The 23,369-nt window shown below is 44.5% G+C and carries 16 protein-coding genes and 1 tRNA gene; 13 read left to right on the top strand and 4 right to left on the bottom strand.

Going from position 1 to position 23,369, the window contains the following annotated elements; all coding sequences use genetic code 11:
* Positions 1 to 259 precede the first annotated feature (259 nt).
* Positions 260 to 1,405, bottom strand: coding sequence for an IS110 family transposase (locus ABNK31_RS13335; RefSeq protein ID WP_418892990.1), 1,146 nt, complete (start codon positions 1,403 to 1,405; stop codon positions 260 to 262).
* A 128-nt stretch (positions 1,406 to 1,533) separates the two neighbouring features.
* On the opposite strand from ABNK31_RS13335, the gene ABNK31_RS13330 reads away from it, so the two are divergent.
* From ABNK31_RS13330 to ABNK31_RS13305, 6 genes are all read left to right on the top strand, one after another.
* Positions 1,534 to 2,091 (top strand): RNA polymerase sigma-70 factor, encoded by a 558-nt coding sequence (locus ABNK31_RS13330; protein WP_418892989.1) that lies wholly within the window; start codon positions 1,534 to 1,536, stop codon positions 2,089 to 2,091.
* 150 nt (positions 2,092 to 2,241) lie between these two features.
* Positions 2,242 to 3,246: a FecR family protein gene (locus tag ABNK31_RS13325; RefSeq protein ID WP_418892988.1), complete on the top strand. Its 1,005-nt coding sequence runs from the start codon at positions 2,242 to 2,244 to the stop codon at positions 3,244 to 3,246.
* Between the two features lie 170 nt (positions 3,247 to 3,416).
* Complete coding sequence (locus ABNK31_RS13320; RefSeq protein ID WP_418892987.1) at positions 3,417 to 6,755, top strand: SusC/RagA family TonB-linked outer membrane protein; 3,339 nt, start codon at positions 3,417 to 3,419, stop codon at positions 6,753 to 6,755.
* Positions 6,756 to 6,779: 24 nt separating this feature from the next.
* On the top strand, positions 6,780 to 8,618 hold the full coding sequence (locus tag ABNK31_RS13315) for a RagB/SusD family nutrient uptake outer membrane protein (protein WP_418892986.1): 1,839 nt from the start codon (positions 6,780 to 6,782) through the stop codon (positions 8,616 to 8,618).
* A 13-nt stretch (positions 8,619 to 8,631) separates the two neighbouring features.
* Positions 8,632 to 9,972, top strand: coding sequence for a BT_3987 domain-containing protein (locus tag ABNK31_RS13310; protein WP_418892985.1), 1,341 nt, complete (start codon positions 8,632 to 8,634; stop codon positions 9,970 to 9,972).
* A 938-nt stretch (positions 9,973 to 10,910) separates the two neighbouring features.
* Entirely contained in the window at positions 10,911 to 12,338 is a 1,428-nt protein-coding gene (locus ABNK31_RS13305; RefSeq protein ID WP_418892984.1) for a Gfo/Idh/MocA family protein, read from the top strand.
* 67 nt (positions 12,339 to 12,405) lie between these two features.
* Here ABNK31_RS13305 and ABNK31_RS13300 read toward each other — a convergent pair whose 3' ends face one another.
* On the bottom strand, positions 12,406 to 12,996 hold the full coding sequence (locus tag ABNK31_RS13300; RefSeq protein ID WP_418892983.1) for a sigma-70 family RNA polymerase sigma factor: 591 nt from the start codon (positions 12,994 to 12,996) through the stop codon (positions 12,406 to 12,408).
* Between the two features lie 247 nt (positions 12,997 to 13,243).
* On the opposite strand from ABNK31_RS13300, the gene ABNK31_RS13295 reads away from it, so the two are divergent.
* Genes ABNK31_RS13295 through rlmB form a run of 7 tightly spaced genes read left to right on the top strand, consistent with a single transcriptional unit; the run spans position 13,244 to position 21,470 of the window.
* Entirely contained in the window at positions 13,244 to 14,761 is a 1,518-nt protein-coding gene (locus tag ABNK31_RS13295; RefSeq protein ID WP_418892982.1) for a DUF4301 family protein, read from the top strand.
* 54 nt (positions 14,762 to 14,815) lie between these two features.
* Positions 14,816 to 16,816, top strand: coding sequence for an OmpA family protein (locus tag ABNK31_RS13290; protein ID WP_418892981.1), 2,001 nt, complete (start codon positions 14,816 to 14,818; stop codon positions 16,814 to 16,816).
* A 52-nt stretch (positions 16,817 to 16,868) separates the two neighbouring features.
* On the top strand, positions 16,869 to 17,789 hold the full coding sequence (locus tag ABNK31_RS13285) for a DnaJ C-terminal domain-containing protein (RefSeq protein ID WP_418892980.1): 921 nt from the start codon (positions 16,869 to 16,871) through the stop codon (positions 17,787 to 17,789).
* On the top strand, positions 17,786 to 18,085 hold the full coding sequence (locus tag ABNK31_RS13280; protein WP_418892979.1) for a chaperone modulator CbpM: 300 nt from the start codon (positions 17,786 to 17,788) through the stop codon (positions 18,083 to 18,085). The genes ABNK31_RS13285 and ABNK31_RS13280 overlap by 4 nt, the downstream gene beginning before the upstream one ends.
* 1 nt (position 18,086) lies before the next feature.
* The gene (locus ABNK31_RS13275; RefSeq protein WP_418892978.1) at positions 18,087 to 18,995 is read left to right on the top strand and encodes a DUF4835 family protein; all 909 of its coding nucleotides are present in this window, start codon (positions 18,087 to 18,089) and stop codon (positions 18,993 to 18,995) included.
* Positions 18,996 to 19,005: 10 nt separating this feature from the next.
* Entirely contained in the window at positions 19,006 to 20,667 is a 1,662-nt protein-coding gene (gene recN, locus ABNK31_RS13270) for a DNA repair protein RecN (RefSeq protein WP_418892977.1), read from the top strand.
* Positions 20,668 to 20,726: 59 nt separating this feature from the next.
* On the top strand, positions 20,727 to 21,470 hold the full coding sequence (gene rlmB / locus ABNK31_RS13265; protein ID WP_418895413.1) for a 23S rRNA (guanosine(2251)-2'-O)-methyltransferase RlmB: 744 nt from the start codon (positions 20,727 to 20,729) through the stop codon (positions 21,468 to 21,470).
* Here rlmB and ABNK31_RS13260 read toward each other — a convergent pair.
* Positions 21,463 to 23,058, bottom strand: coding sequence for an aspartate:alanine exchanger family transporter (locus tag ABNK31_RS13260; RefSeq protein WP_418892976.1), 1,596 nt, complete (start codon positions 23,056 to 23,058; stop codon positions 21,463 to 21,465). The genes rlmB and ABNK31_RS13260 overlap by 8 nt on opposite strands.
* Before the next feature lie 134 nt (positions 23,059 to 23,192).
* Positions 23,193 to 23,277, bottom strand: a tRNA-Ser gene (locus tag ABNK31_RS13255).
* Between the last annotated feature and the right edge of the window lie 92 nt (positions 23,278 to 23,369).

Genomic DNA, 23,369 nt, shown 5'->3' with positions numbered 1-23,369 from the left:
ATATTTCCTCTATAAATCGAATAAAAAAGTATGCGGAAGTGTCTTGAGAAGGTATATATTTGTTGATTAAGAGCATACCAATCGGGATGAATGCTTTGGGGCTTCCATCAAAAACATTAATTTCCTCTTCGAACTCTTAGGTCTCTTGCTCGTGTCCAAAAGTGATTCCCTGCGAGAGTCAGTTTGCAAAACGGGGTAATGTATCCACCACAAATATAGGGACTTTACAAGGAACCCGTTATTTCTTTGTGACAGTTATTCAGGCAACTCCAGTGCTGAGTTTCTGCATGTATTCCTTGTCAAAATATTCATCCCTGGAGAGCAGTGACCAGATAATGACCAGCAGGTGGCGTGCTATGGCTACGGTACACTTCTGCTGCTTCTTGCCCCGTTGCCTCAACCGCCAGAACTTGTTGTAGAATATTGATCCCCGTGTCCTTGATGCTCCCCATGCCGCTTCCATTAAAGCTTTACGCAGATATTTGTTTCCGTGCGTGATTTTCCGGCTTTTGATCTTTCCCGCACTTTCATCGTTGCGGGGCCTGAGCCCCGCCCATGAAACCAGGGCGGCCGCAGTGGCGAACAGGGTCATGTCGGTTCCTATCTCGGAGATGATGATGGCGGCCGACTGCTCCTTGATGGCCGGGATGCTTTGCAACAGCGTGAATGCCCTGTCATAATGCTTTTTGCATAACTTGACCATTTCAATAAGGCATGTCTGTTTCTGTGCCTGGTGCATCTTTAAAGCCTCCATGTATTGTTTGAGCAAATCGATATCGGCCTGTTGGACGTAACCTTCGAGGGAATCACGCACCGTGTCGCGGCCATGCTTGTTCAGGGTCCTGCCGTGTATGAGCTTGACCAGCTTATCTGCCGAGCGTTCCCCTTCGAGCAGGGCGCCCACGACTTTTTGGTAACTTTTGCCGTCTATGTTGGAGACATAGTTGCTGATGCGGATATTACAGCTTTGAAGGATCATGTCGACGCGTTGTTCACAGCGTATGATATCCTTGTTTAACTCGTTAATGCGGCGACCGTACAGGCGTAGTTGCTGGATCATCGAGTCAGGGACAAAACTGTTCCGCACCAGTCCTTTCAACAGGGCCGTGGCAATCCATTGGGCATCCTTCACATCGCTCTTGCGCCCGGGAAGTTGTTTGAGGAACTGGGGATTGACAAGGTACATCCGGAAATCCTTCTCGAGCAAATGCCAGACCGGTTTCCAGTAAATGCCGGTACTCTCCATGCAAACTTCACTCACGTAATGGGACTTGAGCGTATTGCACAACCCTTTAATCTCACGGGTGGAAACTCCAAACTTCCTTTCACTTTTTTTGCCCTGTTCGTCCAGAATACACATGAATATGCTATCTTTGTGGATGTCAAGGCCGCAGACTGTTCTCATAATGTTATGTTTTTAAATTAAACTTTGTGCCTAGAGCACGTTAATTACTTATAGAACGCTGTGGCCTTGATTTTTATTTGCTCGTGTATAAAATCTCGACTTTTTTATTTAAGTTTGTTTTTTATAAAATGAATAACGAATATTTTGAAATAGCATATAAGAAATATTTCAAGGTGCTTTTTTATTATGCCCTTCGGATAGTATCAAAAGAAGCAGCAGCGGAAGATATTGTTCAAGATGTATTTCTGGAATTTTGGAAGCAACGAAGGTCTATTGATCTGATGGCTTCTCCAAAGCCATATCTCTATACGCTTACCTATCATAAAAGTATTGATTATTTAAGATCCTCGGAGACGAATAATATCTCTTTCTCCCATTTTGATACTCACTTAGACGAAGTCTTTTTTAATATCTTTACCTCTGAGGAGAATTTAGATGTTCGGGATATGGAAGAGGTCATTGAGACTGCGATAGCATCGCTCCCTCCGAAATGTAGGGAAGTATTCCTATTGAGCCGTGAAAAGGGAATGAAAAATGCTCAAATTGCCGAGATACTTGGTATCACACCCAAGGCGGTTGAAAAACATATAACGAAGGCCCTCAAAGATATTAAATCCGCTTTAGAAGAAAAAGGCTATTTCCCTCTTTGGATTATTCTTTTATATTTCTTATACAGAGGATGGTAGTAATTTTTTTCAATTAGACATATTCCTAGTTGAAACCTCTTGCAACTAAACGATTTTCTTAAATCAATTGTTAAATACACTCTTTTCGGGTAGGGTATTCTTATTGTCATTCGTGTAAACTTGTAAACGATGTAAAGTAAAGCATAAGAAATGAAAGAGGATTCCTCGGAAAATATGGATCTGCTCATTGTGAAGTATCTGGATAATGAGATCGACATTCACGAAAAAGAGGTGCTTGATAGATGGGTTAGCACTTCGAAAGAGAATGAGCGCCATTTCATTCGTATGGCAAAAACATGGGAGCAGACTATTATTCGATTACAAAATGAACGATCGGCTTCAGAACATTATATGCGGTTTCAACAACTACTCCTTCGCCGCAAAAGAAAAATGCACAAGATCGTTTACCGTATTTCTGCGGTGGCAGCTGTCCTTTTGTTGCTGTCGATCATGCATTTCTTCGTAGTCCCCTCTCTCGATGATCCGCTTTTGACCGAAGTGACTTTTAATCAGAAAAAAGAGATTGTCTTACCAGATGGTTCCGTCGTTTGGCTTAATAAAAACAGTACGTTGGAATATCGCAAAAAGTTTCTCCACGATAGAAATGTGCATATAACCGGCGAGGCGTATTTCGATGTCACTCCCGACAAGAAACATCCTTTTACGGTAAAAGCATCCGATATCACTATAAAAGTAATGGGAACCGAGTTTACCATTACCAATTATAGCGATGAGGCCTCGGCCGAAACGGTTCTAAAATCCGGTTGTATTCAATTGACGACGCCTAAGACGGAAAAAGAAATACTCCTTCGTCCCGGTCAAATGGTTTCTTATGACAAGGCATCGGGCAATGTAGAATTGAAATCGGTAGATCCGGCTAATTTTACCGGCTGGATCAACGACCGCTTAGTATTTCAAAATACACCCTTAAGGCATGTATTTACACAACTCGAGAAATGGTATGGCATTGCGATCGAATGTACCGATCCGGCTTTGTTGCAAACCCCCGTTTCATTTACAGTGGATTCCGAGACGAAAGAAGAGATTCTGAATACCTTGCAGGTTATTGCGCCTTTTGCATGGAAAGAACAAAATAGTAATAACGAAAATTCATCAACAATAATTATTTTGCCTATGAAAGATAAAGAACCGTAAGTTGTGTATTCTTTCCATAATAGCCGGTACTATGAACGACGCCGTTGGAAAGACTTTTAATCGAAATGGCTGACTTCTGAAAATATGTTGAAACTGCCCGTATATTCTCAACTAACAGAAGATATTTGATGATAAAACAAAAAATAAATATGTATTAAAACACTAAAAGAATGAAATGTATATATCAACGAAGGATAGGAGGTTTTTATCCTCTCACTAAAATTATTGTTCTCGTTTCTATGCTCTTGCTTTTTACAACAATGTCTGCAAAAGCATTTGGGCAGGAAGAAATGGAGGCTTTGAAACTTACTAACGTGAAAGTGATTGATGCGATCAAAGCTATTGAAAAAGCAACCCATTATAAATTCGTTTATAATAACAATGATGTTAACGTAAACCGCATTATTTCAGTAAATGCTCAAAATAAAAATATTGAAACGATCATAAAAGAAATCTTTGCGGATTATGATGTGTCTTTTCGAGAACATACGGTTTTAGTCAAAACTTCAGAACCTATCAATAAGATGGTACAACAACAATCCCGAATTGTAAAAGGACTATTAATTGATGCCAATACAAATGATCCTATCATCGGAGCAAGCGTATGGATAAAAAACTCTACACAAGGAGTGATAACTGATGTGGATGGAGTTTTTACTATAACCGTATCAGGCATTTCTACGGTATTGGCTATTTCTTATTTAGGATATGAGAGTATAGAAATAGAAGTCGGAGATAAAACAGACCTAGGTGTTATAAAATTATCTTCATCTGAAGAATCTCTCGAAGAGGTTGTGGTTGTGGGTTATGGAACACAAAGAAAAGAAAGTGTGATTGGAGCCATTAGTAGCATCAATGTTGACCAATTAAAGGTTCCGACGAGTAAAATTAGCAATATATTAGCAGGAAGATTGGCAGGCGTAGTTTCCGTAACCCGTTCAGGAGAACCCGGAGCTGGCTCAGAATTTTATATAAGAGGCATTTCTACTTTTGGAGAAAATAAGAATCCTCTTGTACTTGTTGACGGAATAGAGCGCTCTCTAGATTTGGTGGATCCAGAGGATATCGAATCGTTTTCAATATTGAAAGATGCTACAGCAACTGCTGTGTATGGCGTGCGTGGGGCTAACGGCGTAATTATTATCACTACTCGAAAAGGCCAAGAAGGAAAGCCCCGAATTAACTTTCGTATCGAACGAGGACTTACCGGTCCGACTAGCATGCCTAAAATGGTAAATTCCGCGGAGTTCGCAGAAATGTACAATGAAGCGTCGAATAGCAATTATTACACACCTGACGTTATTGAGAAGTACCGGACTCATTCTGACCCGGATCTCTATCCCAATGTCAACTGGATTAAATCATTATATAACGATTATGCGCACAATACTCGCCTTAATATGAATGTTTCCGGTGGCGGTAGCATTGCCCGTTATTACATTGCCGGTTCTTTGTACGATGAAGGATCAATCTTCCAGACAGAGCAGAACAATACTTATAACTCTGCATTAAACTATAGCAAAGTGAATTTCAGGGCGAATATCGATATTAATGTAACGCCAACTACGGTATTAAACGCGAATCTGGCAAATGTATACGAGAAAAGGCTTCGCCCCGGTCACGCAATGGATGATATTTGGAGTTATGCTTTCTCCACTTCCCCAAACGCTTTTCCCGCTCGCTATTCCGATGGCCGTTTTTCCGGGCCGCAACAAGGTTCCGGATTCAATCCGTACAATCTATTGATGTACTCAGGCTATGCCAACGATTATTGGAATTCAGCTCAAGCACTAGTTGGTGTTACGCAGGATTTCGGGAGCCTTATTACCCCGGGATTAAAAGCAAACATTAAATTTTCGTGGGATGCTTATAACTCCGGTACCATTACTAGGGGCATTGAAGTGCAGCAATGGTTGGCGACAGGCCGTGATGAAAATGGAGAGTTAGAGTATAATGAAACACATCCGGGACAAGAAGCTTTAGGATACGAACGGATCCTCAATGGGAGAAGAACTTATTATTTAGAAGGCTCCATAACTTACGATAAACTCTTTGCCGGTAAGCACCGTGTTGGAGGTTTACTGCTATATAACCAGAAACAGTTGAACCAATTGAATGCAGATACAGGTTTAGGAAGCCTGCCTTACCGTAATCAAGGTATTGCCGGCAGGTTAACTTACAGTTTTAAGGATACTTATTTTGCTGAGGTCAATATGGGATATAACGGCAGTGAAAACTTCGCTCCAGGACATCGTTTCGGATTTTTTCCCGCGGGTGCTGTTGGCTATTTGGTTTCCAACGAAGATTTTTGGCACCCTATCAGTCATGTCGTTGATATATTCAAACTAAAATCTTCTTACGGATTAGTAGGAAACGACCAGATTGGTGGAAACCGCAGGTTTATTTATGAAGAAACAATTATTAGCGAAGATAACAATTATGCATTTGGTAGTACCGGACAAGAATCTAATCGCCGTCTTCGCCTCGAATACCCACCCAATCCTTACGTGAGCTGGGAAACGGCTTATAAATTTAATGTCGGTGCGGAGATATCCCTGTTCAAATCACTAAAGATTGAAGGTGACTATTTTCACGAAAATCGGGAAGGTATATTTATGCAAAGAGGAGGACTTGCCGGGTTGGTAGGTTTAACAACGATGCCTTATGTCAATATCGGAAAAATGAAAAATCAGGGATTCGATGGAACCCTGAGTTTTAACAGAGAAGTAGGAACCGTCAGTTTAACTGGATTGGCAAACTTTACCTATACAAAAAATACGATGATAGACAATGATGAACCTAACTGGAACTATACATACCGGAATCGTATAGGTAAGCCTTATCAGCAACCTTTCGGATTGGTAGCTTTAGGGTTGTTTGAAAGCCAGGAAGAGATAGACAATAGTCCTACGCAATCTTTCGGGGTGGTACGTGTAGGGGATATCAAATACTTGGACGTGAACGGGGATGGTGTTGTAGATCCTTCTGATGAAATTGCTATCGGCTATCCAGATGTACCCCAAATCAATTACGGATTCGGGATGACCGCCCAATGGAGGGGGTTCGATTGTTCCGTATTTTTTCAAGGGATCGGGCGTACTTCGCTTTTTGTCGGTGGAGGTTCAATATATGGATTTTCATCGGGAAGTTTATCCCGTGCTTCCATTAACAAAGATGTTTATATTCACCGCTGGACAGAGGATAATCCCGATCCGAGCGCGAAATATCCCCGGCTAGATACTCAGAGTAACCAGAATAACAACAGACAATCTACCTATAGAATGCATGACGCCAGCTTCTTGCGGTTGAAAAATGCAGAAGTGGGTTACACTCTGCCTCGGAATCTGATCGAAAAATTTTATGTGAGCGACCTGAGGGTATATCTATCAGGTGTAAACCTTCTTACATTTAGCCCATTCAAGCTTTGGGATCCGGAAAGAGGCGGAGGAGAAGGCGCTGCTTATCCGCCCAATAAAATGTTCACAATGGGGTTAAATATCTATTTCTAAATAAAATATTAAAATCACGAGAATATGAGAATAATCAATATAGTATTAGGTTGCATTCTTCTGAGTGGCGTTTTTTATTCGTGCGACAGCTATCTGGACAAAGAAGAAGAGCTTCCGATGAGTTTTGAGAAAATATGGGAGAACCGGACCTATATAACACAATCGCTCAGTAATGTTTGGGGGTATATGACCGATCCGTCGAATATGGTGGATTCGCACCCGTTTATCGGTGCTTCCGATGAAGCTTCGGCGACATACAACAGAGAGTACCGGAATATGAACTTCGGAACATGGAACCCGACGAGCGTGCCTTATAATAAATGGAGCCAATATTACAGGGGGATACGGGAAGCCACGATTTTCATGCAGTACGCTCCCGACGCGCCCGCACCTAATCTTACTTCGGCTGAACGTGAACAGTGGCCAGTGGAGGCTCGTTTCGCGAGAGCGTATTACTACTACCAGTTGATGCAGATGTATGGCCCTGTTATTTTACTGTATGATGAGATTCTGGATTTTAACCAACCGATAGCCGATTTGCAGCGTCCCCGCAACACTATGGACGAATGTGTTGAATGGGTGACCGCGGAATTAAACGCGTGTGCAGAACTATTACCCGCAAAACAACCGACACAATATTATGGTAAACCTACAAAGGGAGCTTGCAAGGCCATTATATCCGAGTTATTGCTTTTTTATGCCCGTCCTTTATTTAATGGCAATTTGCTATATGCAGATTTGGCGAACCCAGATGGTTCTCTTATATTTCCCGGTATTGCCACGGTTGATAATAACCGATGGAAGTATGCGGCAGATGCAGCAAAAGAAGTTATCGACATGAATCTTTACGATTTATATAAGGTTGAAACCTACGGAAAAATAGATCCGTTGAAATCCTATCAAGGAGTATTCCTGAATTTGTGGAACGACGAAATTATCTGGGGGCGTTATCTGAACGGCTATCTTGCTCGTGTCCACACTACCCCACGTGTCGCCGGAGGTACGGCTTTTGGCGGAGTAGGGCCTACCCAGCAACAAGTTGATGCTTACGCGATGAAGAATGGGAGATATCCTATTACCGGCTATTTTCCTGACGGAAGACCGGTTATAGATCAGGCTTCAGGTTATGAAGAGGAGGATTTTTTCAATTTCGAACATCCTATTGATGGAGGTGGGGTAAAATCCACCTATAAGATGTATAAGGATAGGGAGCCTCGTTTTTACGCCACGGTACTTTGGAGCGGGTGTAAAGTGCCTTATGCCGGTTCTTCTTCCATTGTGAATTTCGGATTCAACGGAAATTCGGGTGGCGGTGTCAGCCACGACTATCCCAAACCGGGATATATGACACGGAAATGGACAGATCCAACACTCAATACAGCTGCTGGGCAGTGGGGAAATATCACGTGGCCTATTTTTCGTTATGCTGAAATATTGCTCAATTATGTGGAGGCCTTGAATGAATACGATCCTTCCCATGCCGATATTTTGCCATATTTGAATTTGGTCCGTGAGCGTGCTGGAGTACCCGATATTGAGGACGTGTATCCCGAAGCGGTAGGTAATCAGAAAATGATGCAAGAATTAATTCGCCGAGAACGCCGTGTAGAACTGGCTTTTGAAAATAAGCGCTTTTTCGATACGCGTACGTGGATGATAGCGGAGGAAGTGGATGCCGGCCCCATGTGGGGCATGAATACCTCTTCTGCAGCTCCCTCATCGAATGCCACCCAAACACCCGCCGCGTTTTGGGATCGTACGGTATTCGAAACAAGGATATTCGATAAAAAACACTATTTATACCCGTTCGGTCAAAGTGAATTGGACAGGAACAAATTAATTACTCAGAATTATGGATGGTAAAAAGGATTGTATTATGCGAAATAAATTTCTGTATGCTATAATTATCGGGTTTACTTTAAGCATTGTAGGTTGTGAGGATACCCGATTGAACGACATTACGCCGCCAAAGGTATATATTCCGCAAAGCGGAGAAATAGAGCAAACCGTTTATAAAACAGGAGAACCGTTTGTATTTCGTTTAGGAGTATATAAAACCGGATACGATAATGTAGAATCCACGGCTTCGGTAGATGTTCTGAGTGAGGACGAGCTGCAGGTCTATAATACTGAAAACAACCGCAACTATAAACGGATACCCGATAATTGCTTCCAGCTTGCCGGGGGGAATGAAAGTTATGTTGTAAAGTTCTCCAAAGGTAACCGTCTGGAATATGTAGATATTACTCTCGATTACGATGCCATAGAACAATTAGCCGATTTCGATAAAGACAATTCAAAACAGTATGTTGTTCCGGTAAGCGTTGTCCACTCAAATTTAGAAATAAATGAAGATAAAGAAGTGGCATTTATTAAGCCACTGATTCGGGATCCGTTTATTTATTTCCAGAATACGGAGTCTTCCGTTGTTATTGAAACAACTTCGAATTCTGACAGTTATCAGCAGAATTTAGTTTTGGCGGTAGATTTCGTCAATCTGTGGGATATCTCTGTGGATTTAGAAGTTAATGAAATGTTGGTTGATGTATATAATAACGAAAATGGCACAGATTTGAAGTTATTGCCGACATCCGCCTACACTATTTCGCCGAATCCAGCCGTTATTAAAAACGGGAACAAGACCACTACTGTTTCAGTTGATTTTTCGAAAGACAATATTGATTATGACGACTTTTTGTTACCTGTCTTTATAAAAGAGACGTCAAGGTTTGTATCCGATATAGAACAGAATGTACATTACGTAACGGTTTCCCGTCCGGCTCCTCGCTTAGACCGGAGAGGCTGGACAATTATTGATGTTTCTTCGGAAGAACCTTCGGGAGAAGGAGTCGGTAACGGAACGGCATCTTGTGTATTGGATGGAACTGTTGCAACTTACTGGCATAGTCAGTGGGCGGGAGGTACGGGTCAATTACCCCATCATTTTACAATCGATATGCAAAAAACGGTAACTGTAGCTTCTGTGGATTTACAGCGTCGTCAAGACCAGCGTGATGCTTACCGGGGTAAAATTTATATCAGCGAGGATAACGATACCTTTACACAGATAGGGGATTTTGAAATGGCGGAGGTAAACGAACCTCAGACATTTCGGGTTACAACATCCCCCGGGCGTTATCTGAAGATAGAGATTACGGAAAGTCGTCGTGCTCCTTATGCTAATTTGGCGGAAGTATATGCAAGGGGTGTGGAATAGAACAAGATTCTGATAAAAAGCATACATTTGGGAGAAGCTCAATTTTATAATAAAGCTTCTCCCATTTATCGATTTTTTAATGTGTTACTCGTATATTTTATTTGTATGATCGTTTAATAGAAAGCAAATGAGAAATTAATTAAAACTTTAGATATAATATAAATAATGAGAACAATATCTTTGTTTTTCCTGCTATTTATGCTTGTTTTGAGCTCAATCCGTGTTTTGAATTTGTCGGAATCAGCTACATGTGCAGACTACCCTTGCTGATTATATTGAAACTTCTAAAAGAGGTATTCAATGATAAACATCGTATGTAATATATCATTGATGGAGAAAAAGGAACAGTTTTTCATTTTATTCGCTTGGAAAATCTTTTAGATTTAAGTATTTTTGCGACAAATAAGGATCGTAAAGTTATATACAGAATAACGATAGAATTGGAAAAAGAGTTCCGCAAAAAGATGTGGATAAAAAAGTAAAGTAAGCATAAATGAAAAAAACTTATTTAAAGCACATCGCTTTGTAGGGTGTTTCACATGGAATAAATTCCCGCTTGTTTATCAAAGACGTATAAGGGATGAGTCGAATTAGAACTTTTTATGGCACTGATTATTAAGAGTGAATGGATTATGACGCGTGATATTTGAAAATATGCTGGTTTCCCGATGAACAGATTTTTCAATTATAATCCGGAGCAAACGGATAAACACAGCATAATATCGTACAAGAGTTGATAAAAACTTTTCCTGTATTAAAATTATTGGAATTGGCAGTGAGGGCAGGAATAAATCCAGTATCGATACCCCATTATACCTGCAATGTGAAAAACTTTTCGGAAAAGCTTAAAAAAGAAATTGAGAAAGTCTCCCATCAATTGGGAAAAGAATGGCAATCAGTAAGTTTATAAATATATACAGTTATTAAAAACAAATCCTATGCAAAAACGAATTATTTTAGCCGCCTTTTTATGGGCAATCATTTTATTCGTGGGCTGCGCGAGTGGCTCGAAGGCTCCCAAAGAGGAGAAAGACATATTTCAACCGATCTTGACTGACATCCCTGAACGCCCTGCGGGACAAAAGGATGTCCTGGGATTGGTAACTCCCAAACTCGATACCGTGCGTGTGGGTTTCATTGGCTTAGGCATGCGTGGTCCCGGTGCCGTACAACGTTTTACCCATATCCCCGGAACGAAAATTGTCGCTCTCTGTGATTTACATGCCGACAGGGTGGAGAAATCTCAACAGATTCTGGACAACGCGGGCTTGCCGCGTGCGGCAGAATACAGTGGCAGTGTAGATGCTTGGAAGCAACTTTGCAAGCGCGACGATATTAACTTGGTCTATATCGCCACCGACTGGAAACATCATGCCGAGATGATGATTTATGCCATGGAACAGGGTAAACATGTCGCATGCGAAGTTCCTGCCGCCATGAACTTAGATGAAATATGGAGAGTGATTAATATGGCTGAGAAAATGCAGGTACATTGCATGCAACTCGAAAATTGTGTGTACGATTTCTTCGAACTTACTACGCTGAATATGGCTCAACACGGACTCTTCGGGGAGGTGTTGCATGCGGAAGGCGCTTATATTCACAATCTGGCCGAATACTGGGATATGTACGAGGGCGATTGGCGAATGGAATATAACCGCAAGCATCGCGGCGACGTCTATGCGACACATGGCTTAGGCCCTGTTTGTCAGGTATTGGATATTCACCGCGGCGATAAAATGAATTATCTGGTAGCGATGGATACGAAACCGGTAAATATTCCGGAATATCTGATAGAAAAGAGGGGAATGGATCGCGACAGTGCGTATCAGGTTGCCAACGGACAACATACCATGACCATTATCCGTACGGAAAAGGGAAAGACGATACAAATTCAACACGATGTCGCGTCGCCCAGGCCTTACAGCCGCATGTATCAGGTGAGCGGAACCAAAGGATTTGCCAACAAGTATCCGGTTGAGGGTTATGCGTTGGAGGGCGAGGCGTTGCAAGATGGGACGGTAGCGAATCATGAAGATTTGAATACCCACTCGTTTGTGTCGGAAAAAGTGAAGAAAGAGTTAATGAATAAATACAAACACCGCATCCTCCAAGAACTGGAAGCGAAAGCTAAAGAAGTAGGCGGACACGGCGGAATGGATTTTATTATGGATTATCGCTTGGTGTATTGCCTGCGAAACGGATTACCACTCGATATGGATGTGTATGATTTGGCCGAATGGTGCTGTTTGGCCGATTTGGGGCATATCTCTATAGAAAATAACAGCGCTCCGGTAGCCGTTCCTGACTTTACGCGTGGAAACTGGAACAAAATTCAAGGTTACCGGCACGCTTTTGCCGATTAATGCTGACTGAAGGTGTCGCTTGGAAGCGGTTAGACGGTAGCCGATTCCAAGCAGCACCTCCAGTGAGTTAATACACCAGATTCATTCGATGTTCTTCAGCCAGTCGGCGCATATTCAGTATCGCATACCGCATCCGTCCCAGGGCCGTATTGATGCTTACTCCGGTAGTATCGGCGATTTCCTTGAAACTCATATCTTGATAGTAACGCATCTCGAGCACTTCCCGCTGTGATTCGGGTAAAAACCGAATAAGCTTTTTCACATCGTTTAAAATCTGTGCTTTGACCAATTCCATCTCAATGGTGTCGTCGCTGAATTTGGGATTATTGAACAAATCCGTTTCGTACTCATCGTTCGAGATCGTTTTTTCGTTTTGTTCTTGTCGGAAATAATCGATAATCAAGTTGTGCGCGATACGATTGATCCACGCGCGGAATTTCCCTGTTTCGGTATAGCGTCCCTGACGGATCATGGTGATCGCTTTCATGAAGGTTTCCTGAAAGATATCTTCCGCCACGTCATTATTACGGACCGAATAAAAAATGTAATTGAAAAGAGATTGCTTATGCCTGTTCAACAGTATATCGAACGCATCATTATTGCCTTGGGCATACAATACGACCAACTCTTCGTCGATCAGAGTCTTGTAAGTATCCATTACTTTACTGCTTTAAATATAAATAATCATTTAATTGAGTAAAGACATTTCAATAGGCAATGTAGTTTTTTGTTTGATTTTGTAATGAGTGCAAAGAAACACCAAAAAATCGAAAAGGACAAACATCGTCTGTTAAATTTAAGTCGGCGGACAATTTTTTACCGCACCTTTTACAAAAGAAATACGTATCTTTGAAATTCATTCATCGAAACCAATATGTCGAAATAAGAATTACAATACGTAGCAGATGTTTACACAACAAGATTTAGATCAATTACAAAATAAAGGGATTTCTACGACTCAAATAGAGAAACAGTTAGTTTATTTTCGTGACGGATTTCCCTATCTTTCCATAGTGGCGGCCGCTTCTGTCGATAAAGGTATTTTACAGGTTGCGGAAGACGATGAGCCGCATTATCAGGAAGCGTGGCGTCATTTCTTAAAGGGAAATAAAAAGGTGGTGAAGTTTGTTCCGGCTTCCGGAGCCGCCAGCCGCATGTTTAAAGATCTCTTCGCTTTTTTAGATGCCGATAACAAGGAACCCGTAAAAGAGTCCGAGAAGTTGTTTTTCGAGCATATCCGGCAGTTCGCTTTTTTTGATCAGCTGAACACCACCTGCGAGAAACATTATGGCGAGAACATTTCGTCGCTTTGTGCCGATGGGCGGTATAAAGACGTGGTGAAGGCGTTGTTAGATGCCGATGGGTTGAATTACGGCAATTTGCCTAAAGGATTGTTGTCGTTTCACTCTTACCCGGAAGGAAATCGTACCCCGGTGGGCGAACATCTGACCGAAGGGACGTATTATGCAAAGGACAAAGATGATAACGTGCGGGTGCATTTTACGGTATCGGCAGAGCATCAGGCGCTCTTCGAATTATTGGTCGCCGCCCGTAAACCGGTTTATGCCCATAAGCTTCACGTCACGTTCGAGGTCGGGTTTAGCGTCCAAAAAACCGCTACCGATACGTTGGCGGTGGATAAAAACAATGAGCCGTTCCGAAATGAAGACGGGTCGTTATTGTTCCGGCCGGGAGGCCATGGAGCGCTTATCGAAAATCTCAATGATATTGATGCGGATGTGATTTTTATCAAAAATATTGATAATGTCGTCCCCGATCGGTTAAAGGAAAATGAAGCCCGATATAAAAACCTGCTGGCCGGGGTATTGGTTGATATGCAAAGCCGTGGCTATCACTATTTGCAAAAACTCGATCAAGGAAATTATACGGCTGAGGATTTGGCTGAAATGTTGTCGTTTACCGAAAATGAATTGTGCATTTCGCATCCTCGTGATTTTGATTCGGATGAGGTGTTGGCGGTGTATTTGCGCGAGAAGCTCGATCGTCCGTTCCGGGTATGCGGCATGGTGAAAAATGTCGGCGAACCGGGAGGAGGTCCTTTTCTTGCAGTCAACAGGGATGGAACGATCTCGCCGCAGATTCTGGAGAGTTCACAAATTAACAAAGAGGATGTCCAAGCGTTGAATGCATTCAAAAACGGATCCCATTTCAATCCGGTCGATTTAGTGTGCGGGGTAAGAAATTACCGAGGAGAAAAATATGATCTGACCCGGCATGTCGACCCCGATACCGGTTTTATTTCGCTTAAATCGAAAAATGGAAAAGAATTGAAAGCATTGGAGTTACCCGGACTATGGAATGGCGCCATGAGCGACTGGAATACGGTTTTTGTGGAAGTGCCTATCAGTACGTTTAATCCGGTGAAAACGGTCAATGACCTGCTGCGCGCCGAGCATCAGTAAAACGCGGATATGGGATAACCACTATCGAGGGCGTCGCTTCAGGCGACAATCTCGATGGTTCGACAAAAGGCTAAAATAGTGAGGACAATCGGATATCCATATTTGTTGGCAGCGGTACTAATGCTGTGCACGATGTCTTGCCGGAGGGCCGCATTGAGTGACGCCCGGCAGCAATACCTGCGCGGGGAATATCATACCGCCGGTGAAACGTACCGCCGGTTATACCGGCAGACACCCCGCGGAGAGAAGGCTTTACGTGGGGTAATTGCTTATGAAATGGCTGAAAACTACCGGAAGATCAACCACACCGTGCGTGCCTCCGTGGCCTACAACAACGCTATCCGTTACGAATATCCCGACACGCTGATGTATTTTCGATATGCTCAAATGCTGCACGAAGAAGGGAAATATCCGCAAGCCGTCGAAGCTTACCGGCGTTATCTCGACCTGTCTCCCGGCGATATTCTTGGGCTAAACGGACTGGAGGGCGCTTCGCGTGCGCCTGTGCTCATTACGAGTCCAAGCCGTTATCAAGTGCGGAAGATGGACGTGTTCAATTCGCGTCGGGGCGAGTTTAGTCCGATGTTTTCTCCCGGTGGCGAGGCCTTGTATATCACCTCGTCGCGCGATGATGCCCGTGGGGACAGCATTAGTCCGGTTACGGGTCTCAAGAATAATGATTTCTTCCTTGCTGTGCGGAATGCCCGCGGTGAATGGCAGAAACCAGATGTGCTGGAGTCGGAATTGAATACGGAGTTCGATGAGGGTACGCCTTCGTTTCCGGCTGACGGGGAATATATGTATTATACGTTTAGTCCGGTCGAAACCGGTAAGCCGGCCCTTACCCGAATCTATGTCTCGCGCCGCGTGTCGGGACAATGGTCTGCCGGACAACCGATGACGCTCGATGGTGGCGATACGTTATCGGTGTTTGCCCATCCGGCGATCTCGCTTTCGCGCGAAACGCTGTATTTCGTATCCGACAGGCCGGGCGGATACGGCGGAAAGGACATCTGGCGGGCGAGCCTTAATGAAAACAATGCCGTATTGTTTATGCAAAACATGGGACCCGAAATCAATACTCCCGGCGACGAACTGTTTCCCTATGTGCGAAACGATAGTACGCTCTATTTCTCTTCCGACGGCCATCCTGGTATGGGCGGACTCGATCTGTTTCGAGCCGTGTTCCGCAACGGCCGCTGGCAAGTCGATAATATGCGCTATCCCGTAAACTCGGCGGCTGACGACTTCGGCATCACTTTCGGGAAAGAAGGCGAAAAAGGTTTTTTCAGTTCCAATCGCAACGATGCGCGCGGATACGATCATATTTACTCGTTCGATTACCGTTTTGCCGAAACGCTTGCCGAAGGGTTTGTCGCCGACCGTGAAAAAGAACTCATTCCGGGCGCAGCGATCGCCGTCATTGGTAGTGACGGCTCGCAGCAACGCTTTACCTCCGACCGGAAGGGCATGTACCGCTTTCCGGTGCAGCGAGGCGTACAGTATGTGTTGATGGCTTCGGCTGAGGGTTTCCTCAACAGTAAAAAAACAGTGCGTACCGATGCGGAAGAAAAAGACACGATATATTATGCCGACTTTATCCTCACGTCTTATACCGAACCGGTGATTCTCGAACATATTTTTTACGATTTTGATAAGGCGACGTTGCGTTCCGACTCGAAAGCAGGACTCGACGAGTTGATAGCCTTACTGAATGATAACCCTTCGGTGGCCATCGAACTTTCGGCGCATACCGACCGTAAGGGAACGGAAGAATACAACCGCGATCTGTCGCTTCGCCGGGCGCAGTCTGTGGTAAAATACCTTACGGCTCACGGCATCGATTCCGAGCGACTGTCGGCTGCCGGCTATGGCAAGAGCAATCCCAAAACCGTGACGAAGAAGCTCGCTGCACAGTTTGATTTTCTGAAAGAAAACGATATACTTATCCCCGAATTCATCGAACAACTACCGCCGGAGCAGCAAGCCGTAGCCGACCAAATCAACCGCCGCACGGAGTTTCGCGTGACCGATACGAATTTCGGATTATATTGATGCGAAAGGCATATTTTTTGCTACATTTGCACACACTACTATACAGGTGAAAATGGCATATATTGATTACTATAAAATATTAGGTGTCGATAAAAACGCGTCCGCCGACGAAATTAAGAAGGCGTATCGTAAGTTGGCGCGTAAGTTGCACCCGGATTTGAATCCGAATGACAAAGACGCGCACCGTAAGTTTCAGGAGCTTAACGAGGCCAACGAGGTGTTGAGCGATCCTGAAAAACGTGCCAAATACGATAAGTACGGCGAAAACTGGGAGCATGGCGAAGAGTACGAAAAAGCCCAACAGCAGTACCGGCAGCAGTGGTCATCGCAGTCGCCTGGAGGAAGTCAGACATTCTATACCGAAGGGGATTTTGGCGATGACGATTTTTCGGAATTCTTCCATTCCATGTTCGGTAGCGGTTTCGGTTCACGCCAGAGCAGCCGTAGCAGCCGTAAGTTCAAAGGCGGCGATTACCGGTCGGAGTTACATCTGACACTTCGTCAGGCCATGCACACGCATCAGCAAACCTTGACGGTCGACGGAAAGAATATCCGCATCACTATTCCTGCCGGTGTGGCAAACGGTCAAGTCATTAAACTGACCGGATACGGACAGCCCGGCGTGAACGGCGGCCCTAACGGCGATTTATACATTACATTTTCCATTGAAGACGACGCGGTATTCAAACGATTGGGAGACGATGTGTATAGCGAAGCTTCGATCGATCTGTATACCGCCGTGTTGGGAGGCGAAATCACGATTAATACGCTCGACGGGCAAGTGAAAATGACCGTTAAGCCCGGCACGCAGCTCGATGCGAAGTTGCGCCTGAAAGGGAAAGGATTCCCCGTATACAAGCAAGACGGCCGCTTCGGGGATCTGTATGTTACGCTGAAAATCCTTCTTCCTCAAAATCTTTCAGACAGGGAAAAAGCGTTATTTACCGAATTATCAAAAATCAGAAGACAATGAGCGGAAACAGATTATTATACAGCGAGTGCCTGAGGATTTACGAGGTGGAAGAGACGTTTATCGATTCGTTGCAGGAGTCGGGCTTGATTGATATCGTCGATCAGGATAACGACCGCTTTATAGAGTACGACGATCTTTCCGAGCTCGAACAGTTTATCCGTTGGTATTACGACATGGATATCAATGTAGAAGGTATTGAGGCGCTTCATCACATGTTGGCGCGTGTACGGTCGTTGCAATCCGAACTCAACGAGTTGCGCAACGAATTGCAATTTTATAAATCTTTGGAGCATTGATATGCGGGTATCGGCCAAACTGATGTGTTTGTGGCTCTTTGTGTGGGGGACGCTTTCGCTCGCCGCTCAGGAGTTGAATGCGGTGGTGACGATCGACAGTCGTGCCATACAGCGTTCCGACCGGCAGTTGTTTACTTCCATGCAAGAAGCGGTGCATACGTTTATCAATGACCGGCAGTGGACACGCACCGGCTTTCGCGCCAATGAGCGTATCGATTATTCTTTCACGATCGTACTCAAAGAAATGACGTCGGACAACACGTTCAACGCCGAGTTGCTGGTGCAATCGCGCCGCCCGGTGTATAATGCCACCTACGCCACTCCTTTGCTGAACTTCCGCGATACCGAATTTTCATTCGACTATATGGAATATCAGCCTTTGGAATATCAACCCGACCGTATAACCGGAAACTTACAGGCGACGCTCGCTTTTTATATCTATTTGATCATTGGGCTCGATTTCGATTCGATGTCGCCTCTTGGGGGTTCAGACTATTTTCGGACCATGCAACAGATTGTGCAGCAAGTGCAACCAAATAATTGGGCGGGATGGGAATCGCGAGGCAAAAATCGTAACCGCTATGCATTGGCACAGGCTTTCTCCGATGCTTCGCAGGAGTCTTTCCGCAATATGTGGTATTCTTATCATCGGTTGGGGCTCGATCGCCTGGCTGATTATCCCGACGACGCTCGCCGTACCGTGGCTGAGGCCGTACCGGTATTGGCGTCGCTGTATACGCAACGTCCTACATCGGCTTTGCTAACGGTATTCGGCGATACCAAGCTTGGTGAACTGTGTAATGTGTTATCGACCGCTGTTGCAAGCGAAAAGCAGAACGCATACAACACGTTGCAACGGATTTATCCGACACGGACCCGCGAACTGGAAAAAATCAAGCAATCCAACTAATAACAGTCTTATGCTTACTTCTCTGGCTATACAAAATTATGCACTTATCGACTCGTTGACGATTCGGTTCGACAACGGCTTCTCCGTGATCACCGGCGAGACCGGTGCGGGGAAGTCTATCATACTGGGCGCCCTGTCCCTTATTCTGGGGCAACGCGCTGAAACGCGCTACATCAAACAGGATGAGGCGAAATGTATTGTCGAGGGTGTATTCGACATTTCGAAATACGATTTAAAAGACTTTTTTGAACAGCACGATTGGGTGTATGACGGCGACGAATGCATCCTGCGTCGCGAAATATGGGCAAACGGCAAGTCTCGCGCTTTTGTGAACGATTCGCCGGTGTATCTGAACGACCTGAAAGAACTGGGCGAACGGCTCATCGATATTCATTCGCAACATCAAAATCTTTCGCTCAACGACAACCTTTATCAATTGAATGTTGTGGATTTAATCGCCGGCACGGCAAAAGAAAAATCGGCCTTCTCCGTTGCTTTCTCTCGTTACCGGACATTGGAAAAGAATTTGTCGATGTTGCGCGAACAGTCGCGTACAAACAAGGAGGAAGAGGATTATTTGCGATTTCAGCATGCCGGCTTATCCGAGGCCGATCTCGAAGAAGAGGAGCAGGAACGGTTGGAAGCTGAATTGGAGGCGATCACCCATTCCGAAGAAATTAAATCGGGTTTGTTTTCCGCTACGTCTTTGTTATCGGGTGATGATTCGAATGTCGAATCGCTTTTGCGGTCGGTATTGGAGTCTCTGCGTTCGGTAGAGCGCGTCTTTCCCGATGCTGCAGCATTAGCGGGCAGGGTAGAATCGGCCTATATCGACCTGAAGGATGTGCGTGCCGAGGCGGAAGGGTTGTTCGAAGCCGTTGATTTTGATCCGGAACGGCAACAGGTGGTGGAGGATCGGCTCAGCTTGATATATGATTTGGAGAAAAAGCATTCGCTTGCGACAGTCGGCGAACTAATCGAATTGCGGGAAAATATCCGCCGTAAACTCGAGAACATCGATTCACTCGATGAACAAATAACGGCATTGGAAAACGATGTGGCGGCTGCCCGGCACACGATGCTCGACACTGCCGCAGCCCTGAGCAAAAAGCGACAGGCTGCGGCTCCTACCATCGAAAAACAACTGATCGAAAGGTTATCGTACCTGGGAATGCCGAACGCACGCTTCAAGGGTGCGTTCACGGCAAGGGAAACGCCCGATGCTACCGGTTCCGATTATATTCAGTTCCTTTTCTCGGCGAACAAGAATACTGCTTTACAACCCGTCTCGCAGATTGCCTCGGGAGGAGAGATTTCTCGTGTGATGTTGGCTGTCAAATCGATGGTTGCCGGAGCTACGGCTCTTCCGACGATTATCTTCGATGAAATAGATACGGGCACATCGGGCGAGATTGCCGAAAAGATGGGGCTCATCATGCACGAAATGAGTCGTCGTATGCAGGTTGTCGCGATCACTCACCTTCCTCAGATTGCATCGAAAGGCGATGCGCACTTTGTCGTATACAAAGAAGAGTCTGGAGATTCCGTGATGACGCAGATGAAGCGTTTGTCTCATTCCGAACGTATAGAAGAGATTGCCCGTATGCTTAGCGGGGCGGATATTACCGCGCAGGCGATAGAAAATGCCAAGGTGATGCTGAATATGAATTGACAATTGACAATGGATAATGGACAATGGATAATGGACAATGAACAATGGATAATGAAAAAATGATGAAAGAAAAAGAAATGCTCTTTGGCATACGTGCCGTTATTGAAGCGGTGCAAGCCGGAAAAGATATTGATAAAGTGCTGGTGAAGCGCGAACTACAGGGTGAACTCTTTAAAGAGTTGCAATCGGTGTTGCGCGAGTATGAAATACCTATGCAAAAGGTGCCCGTGGAGCGCATCGATAGAATCACCCGTAAAAATCACCAAGGGGTAATTGCGTTCACCTCGGCTGTTACTTATCAGAAACTCGAACAGATTGTGCCCCTTTTGTATGAAGAGGGCAAGGTGCCGTTTATCGTCGTATTGGACGGTATTACCGATGTGCGGAATTTCGGCGCGATTGCCCGTACGTGCGAAGTGGCGGGTGTCGATGCCATTGTCATTCCGGCCCGGGGGAGCGTCACCGTAAACGCCGACGCCATTAAAACGTCGGCAGGAGCGTTACATACCATACCGGTGTGTAGGGAGCAAAACCTCAAAGAGGCTATCGTCTTTCTGAAAAACAGCGGGATTAAAGTGGTGGCTGCAACCGAGAAAGCATCCCTCACGTATACCGATACCGATCTTTCGCTTCCTGTTGCCGTCTTAATGGGTGCTGAAGATACGGGCGTTTCCCCCGAAAATCTGCGTGTCTGCGACGAGTTGGTTCAAATACCGCAGTATGGCACCATACGTTCCCTCAATGTGTCGGTGGCTGCCGGGGTTATGATCTATGAAGTTATCCGACAAAGAAGCATTAAATAAAGATTCCTATAATTTGTATAAGGACAATGAGCAATACCATGGCTATAGGATAAACCGTTGCATAGGCAAGACTCGGGGCATTACTGTCGGTCATCGAATCGATAGCTGCCAGTCCGGGTGTGCTCGTTATACCCCCGACGATCGTTCCCAGTAATTCCAAAGCATTTACTTTCAGCACATAATATCCGAATAATCCCGCAATAATCATCGGAAGCAACGTAATGATAGCGCCTAACCCCAGATATAGTAATCCATAGGTTTGAAAAGTGGATACCAAATTCGCTCCCGCCGATGTACCGACTTCGGCAAGAAAGAGCAAAAGCCCCAGTTGGCGTAGCAGTTGGTTCGAACCATCAGACATTGTCCATAAAATCGGCCCTGTTTTTCCGATTTTACTCAATACCAAGGCCATAATCAAAACGCCGCCGGTCAATCCCAGAGAAAAAGAAAATGAATCGGCAAAGGAAATATTCAGTTGTCCTAATAAAATGCCTAATACAATACCCATTGCAATGGGGAAAAAGTCTGTGTTGGACAACTTTTTTTCATCATTACCGATCAATACACTTACATCCTTCACATTTTCGAGTTCGCCGACAACGGCCAATTTATCACCGAATTTAATCTTCAAATCGGGGGAAGGAGATAATACAATTCCGCTTCGGCGAATATGGGTGACATTACAACCGTACGCGGCGGTAAGATTTAAAGCCCCTAATGTCTTGTCCACTATTTGCTTATTGGTAACAAGAAGCGATTCCATCACTTGATTGTTTTCAACAGGAAGAGTGATATCTGCCCGTTCACCGATAAGTAATTCGAGTTGCTTTAAAGAATTTTCCGTCCCCACAGCCTTTACAATATCACCCTCTTGGAGCCGGGTTTTAGCCCTAGCAATGCCCACGGTACCATCGTGTACATATCGAGAAATCATAGCTCCTGTCATGGCGCGTATTTGTAATTCCTCCAGTGATTTTCCGAAGACCGTGGCATTCTTCACTTTCAGCACCCTGTTTTTCACTTCTGGATAAGCCTCTTTTGTTTTCATCTCCATTTTTCGTTCTTCTTCTCTCAGATCGACCTTGAAAATCTTAGGAAACAACTTTACAAACAAAATCACTCCGATAACGCCAAACGGATAGGTAATACCATATGCAATGGAGACAAGAGGCGAATCGCTGATATCGATGGCCGTTGCAAGTCCGGGTGTACTGCTCAGCGCGCCGGCTATAAGTCCGATAATACCGGGCGTTTCCACCCCGAAAGCATATCCCAGCGCTACGCCTGTAATACCCGCACAAGAGACCAGTAAAACAGCTATCAGGATGATGTTTCGCCCATTTTTACGAAAAGCGTCAAAAAAACCGGCGCCCGATTGTATACCGATCGTAAAAATAAAAAGAACCAATCCGAAGTTGCCTAATGCTTCCGGAATAATTACACCAAAGTGCCCGAATAATAAGGCGATGAAAATAACGGCGGAGGAATCTAATGAAATCCCTTTTATTTTGATATGCCCCAGCATGAATCCGAGAGCGATGATTAAAAAAACGGAAAAGTATGAGTTCTGCAACAAAGACTCAATCATAATAAAGTATACATTTTATGAGAGTGAGGAATTAAACCGCGAAGTTATTACATATCTGTTAGGGATGCAAATAAAAAGCCCTGCCAATTCAAAAATTGCAGGGCTTCTCTGTTTTTTTTCTCTTTATTTTACTGCGGAGGAAGAGGGATTCGAACCCCCGGAAGCTCTCACTTCAACGGTTTTCAAGACCGCCGCGATCGACCACTCTGCCATCCCTCCTAAAAAGTGGTTGCAAAGATATAATAATTTTTCGGAGTAAAAAATTTTTATAGTGTGTTTTCCCTTACGGTTGTAAAGGAAATAGCTTCGAA

Origin of the sequence: Limibacterium fermenti (assembly GCF_041902845.1) — a bacterium.
GTDB classification, from domain to species: domain Bacteria; phylum Bacteroidota; class Bacteroidia; order Bacteroidales; family Dysgonomonadaceae; genus Limibacterium; species Limibacterium fermenti.
Note: the sequence above shows the minus strand (reverse complement) of the source record. Positions and strands in the feature narration are given on the sequence as shown.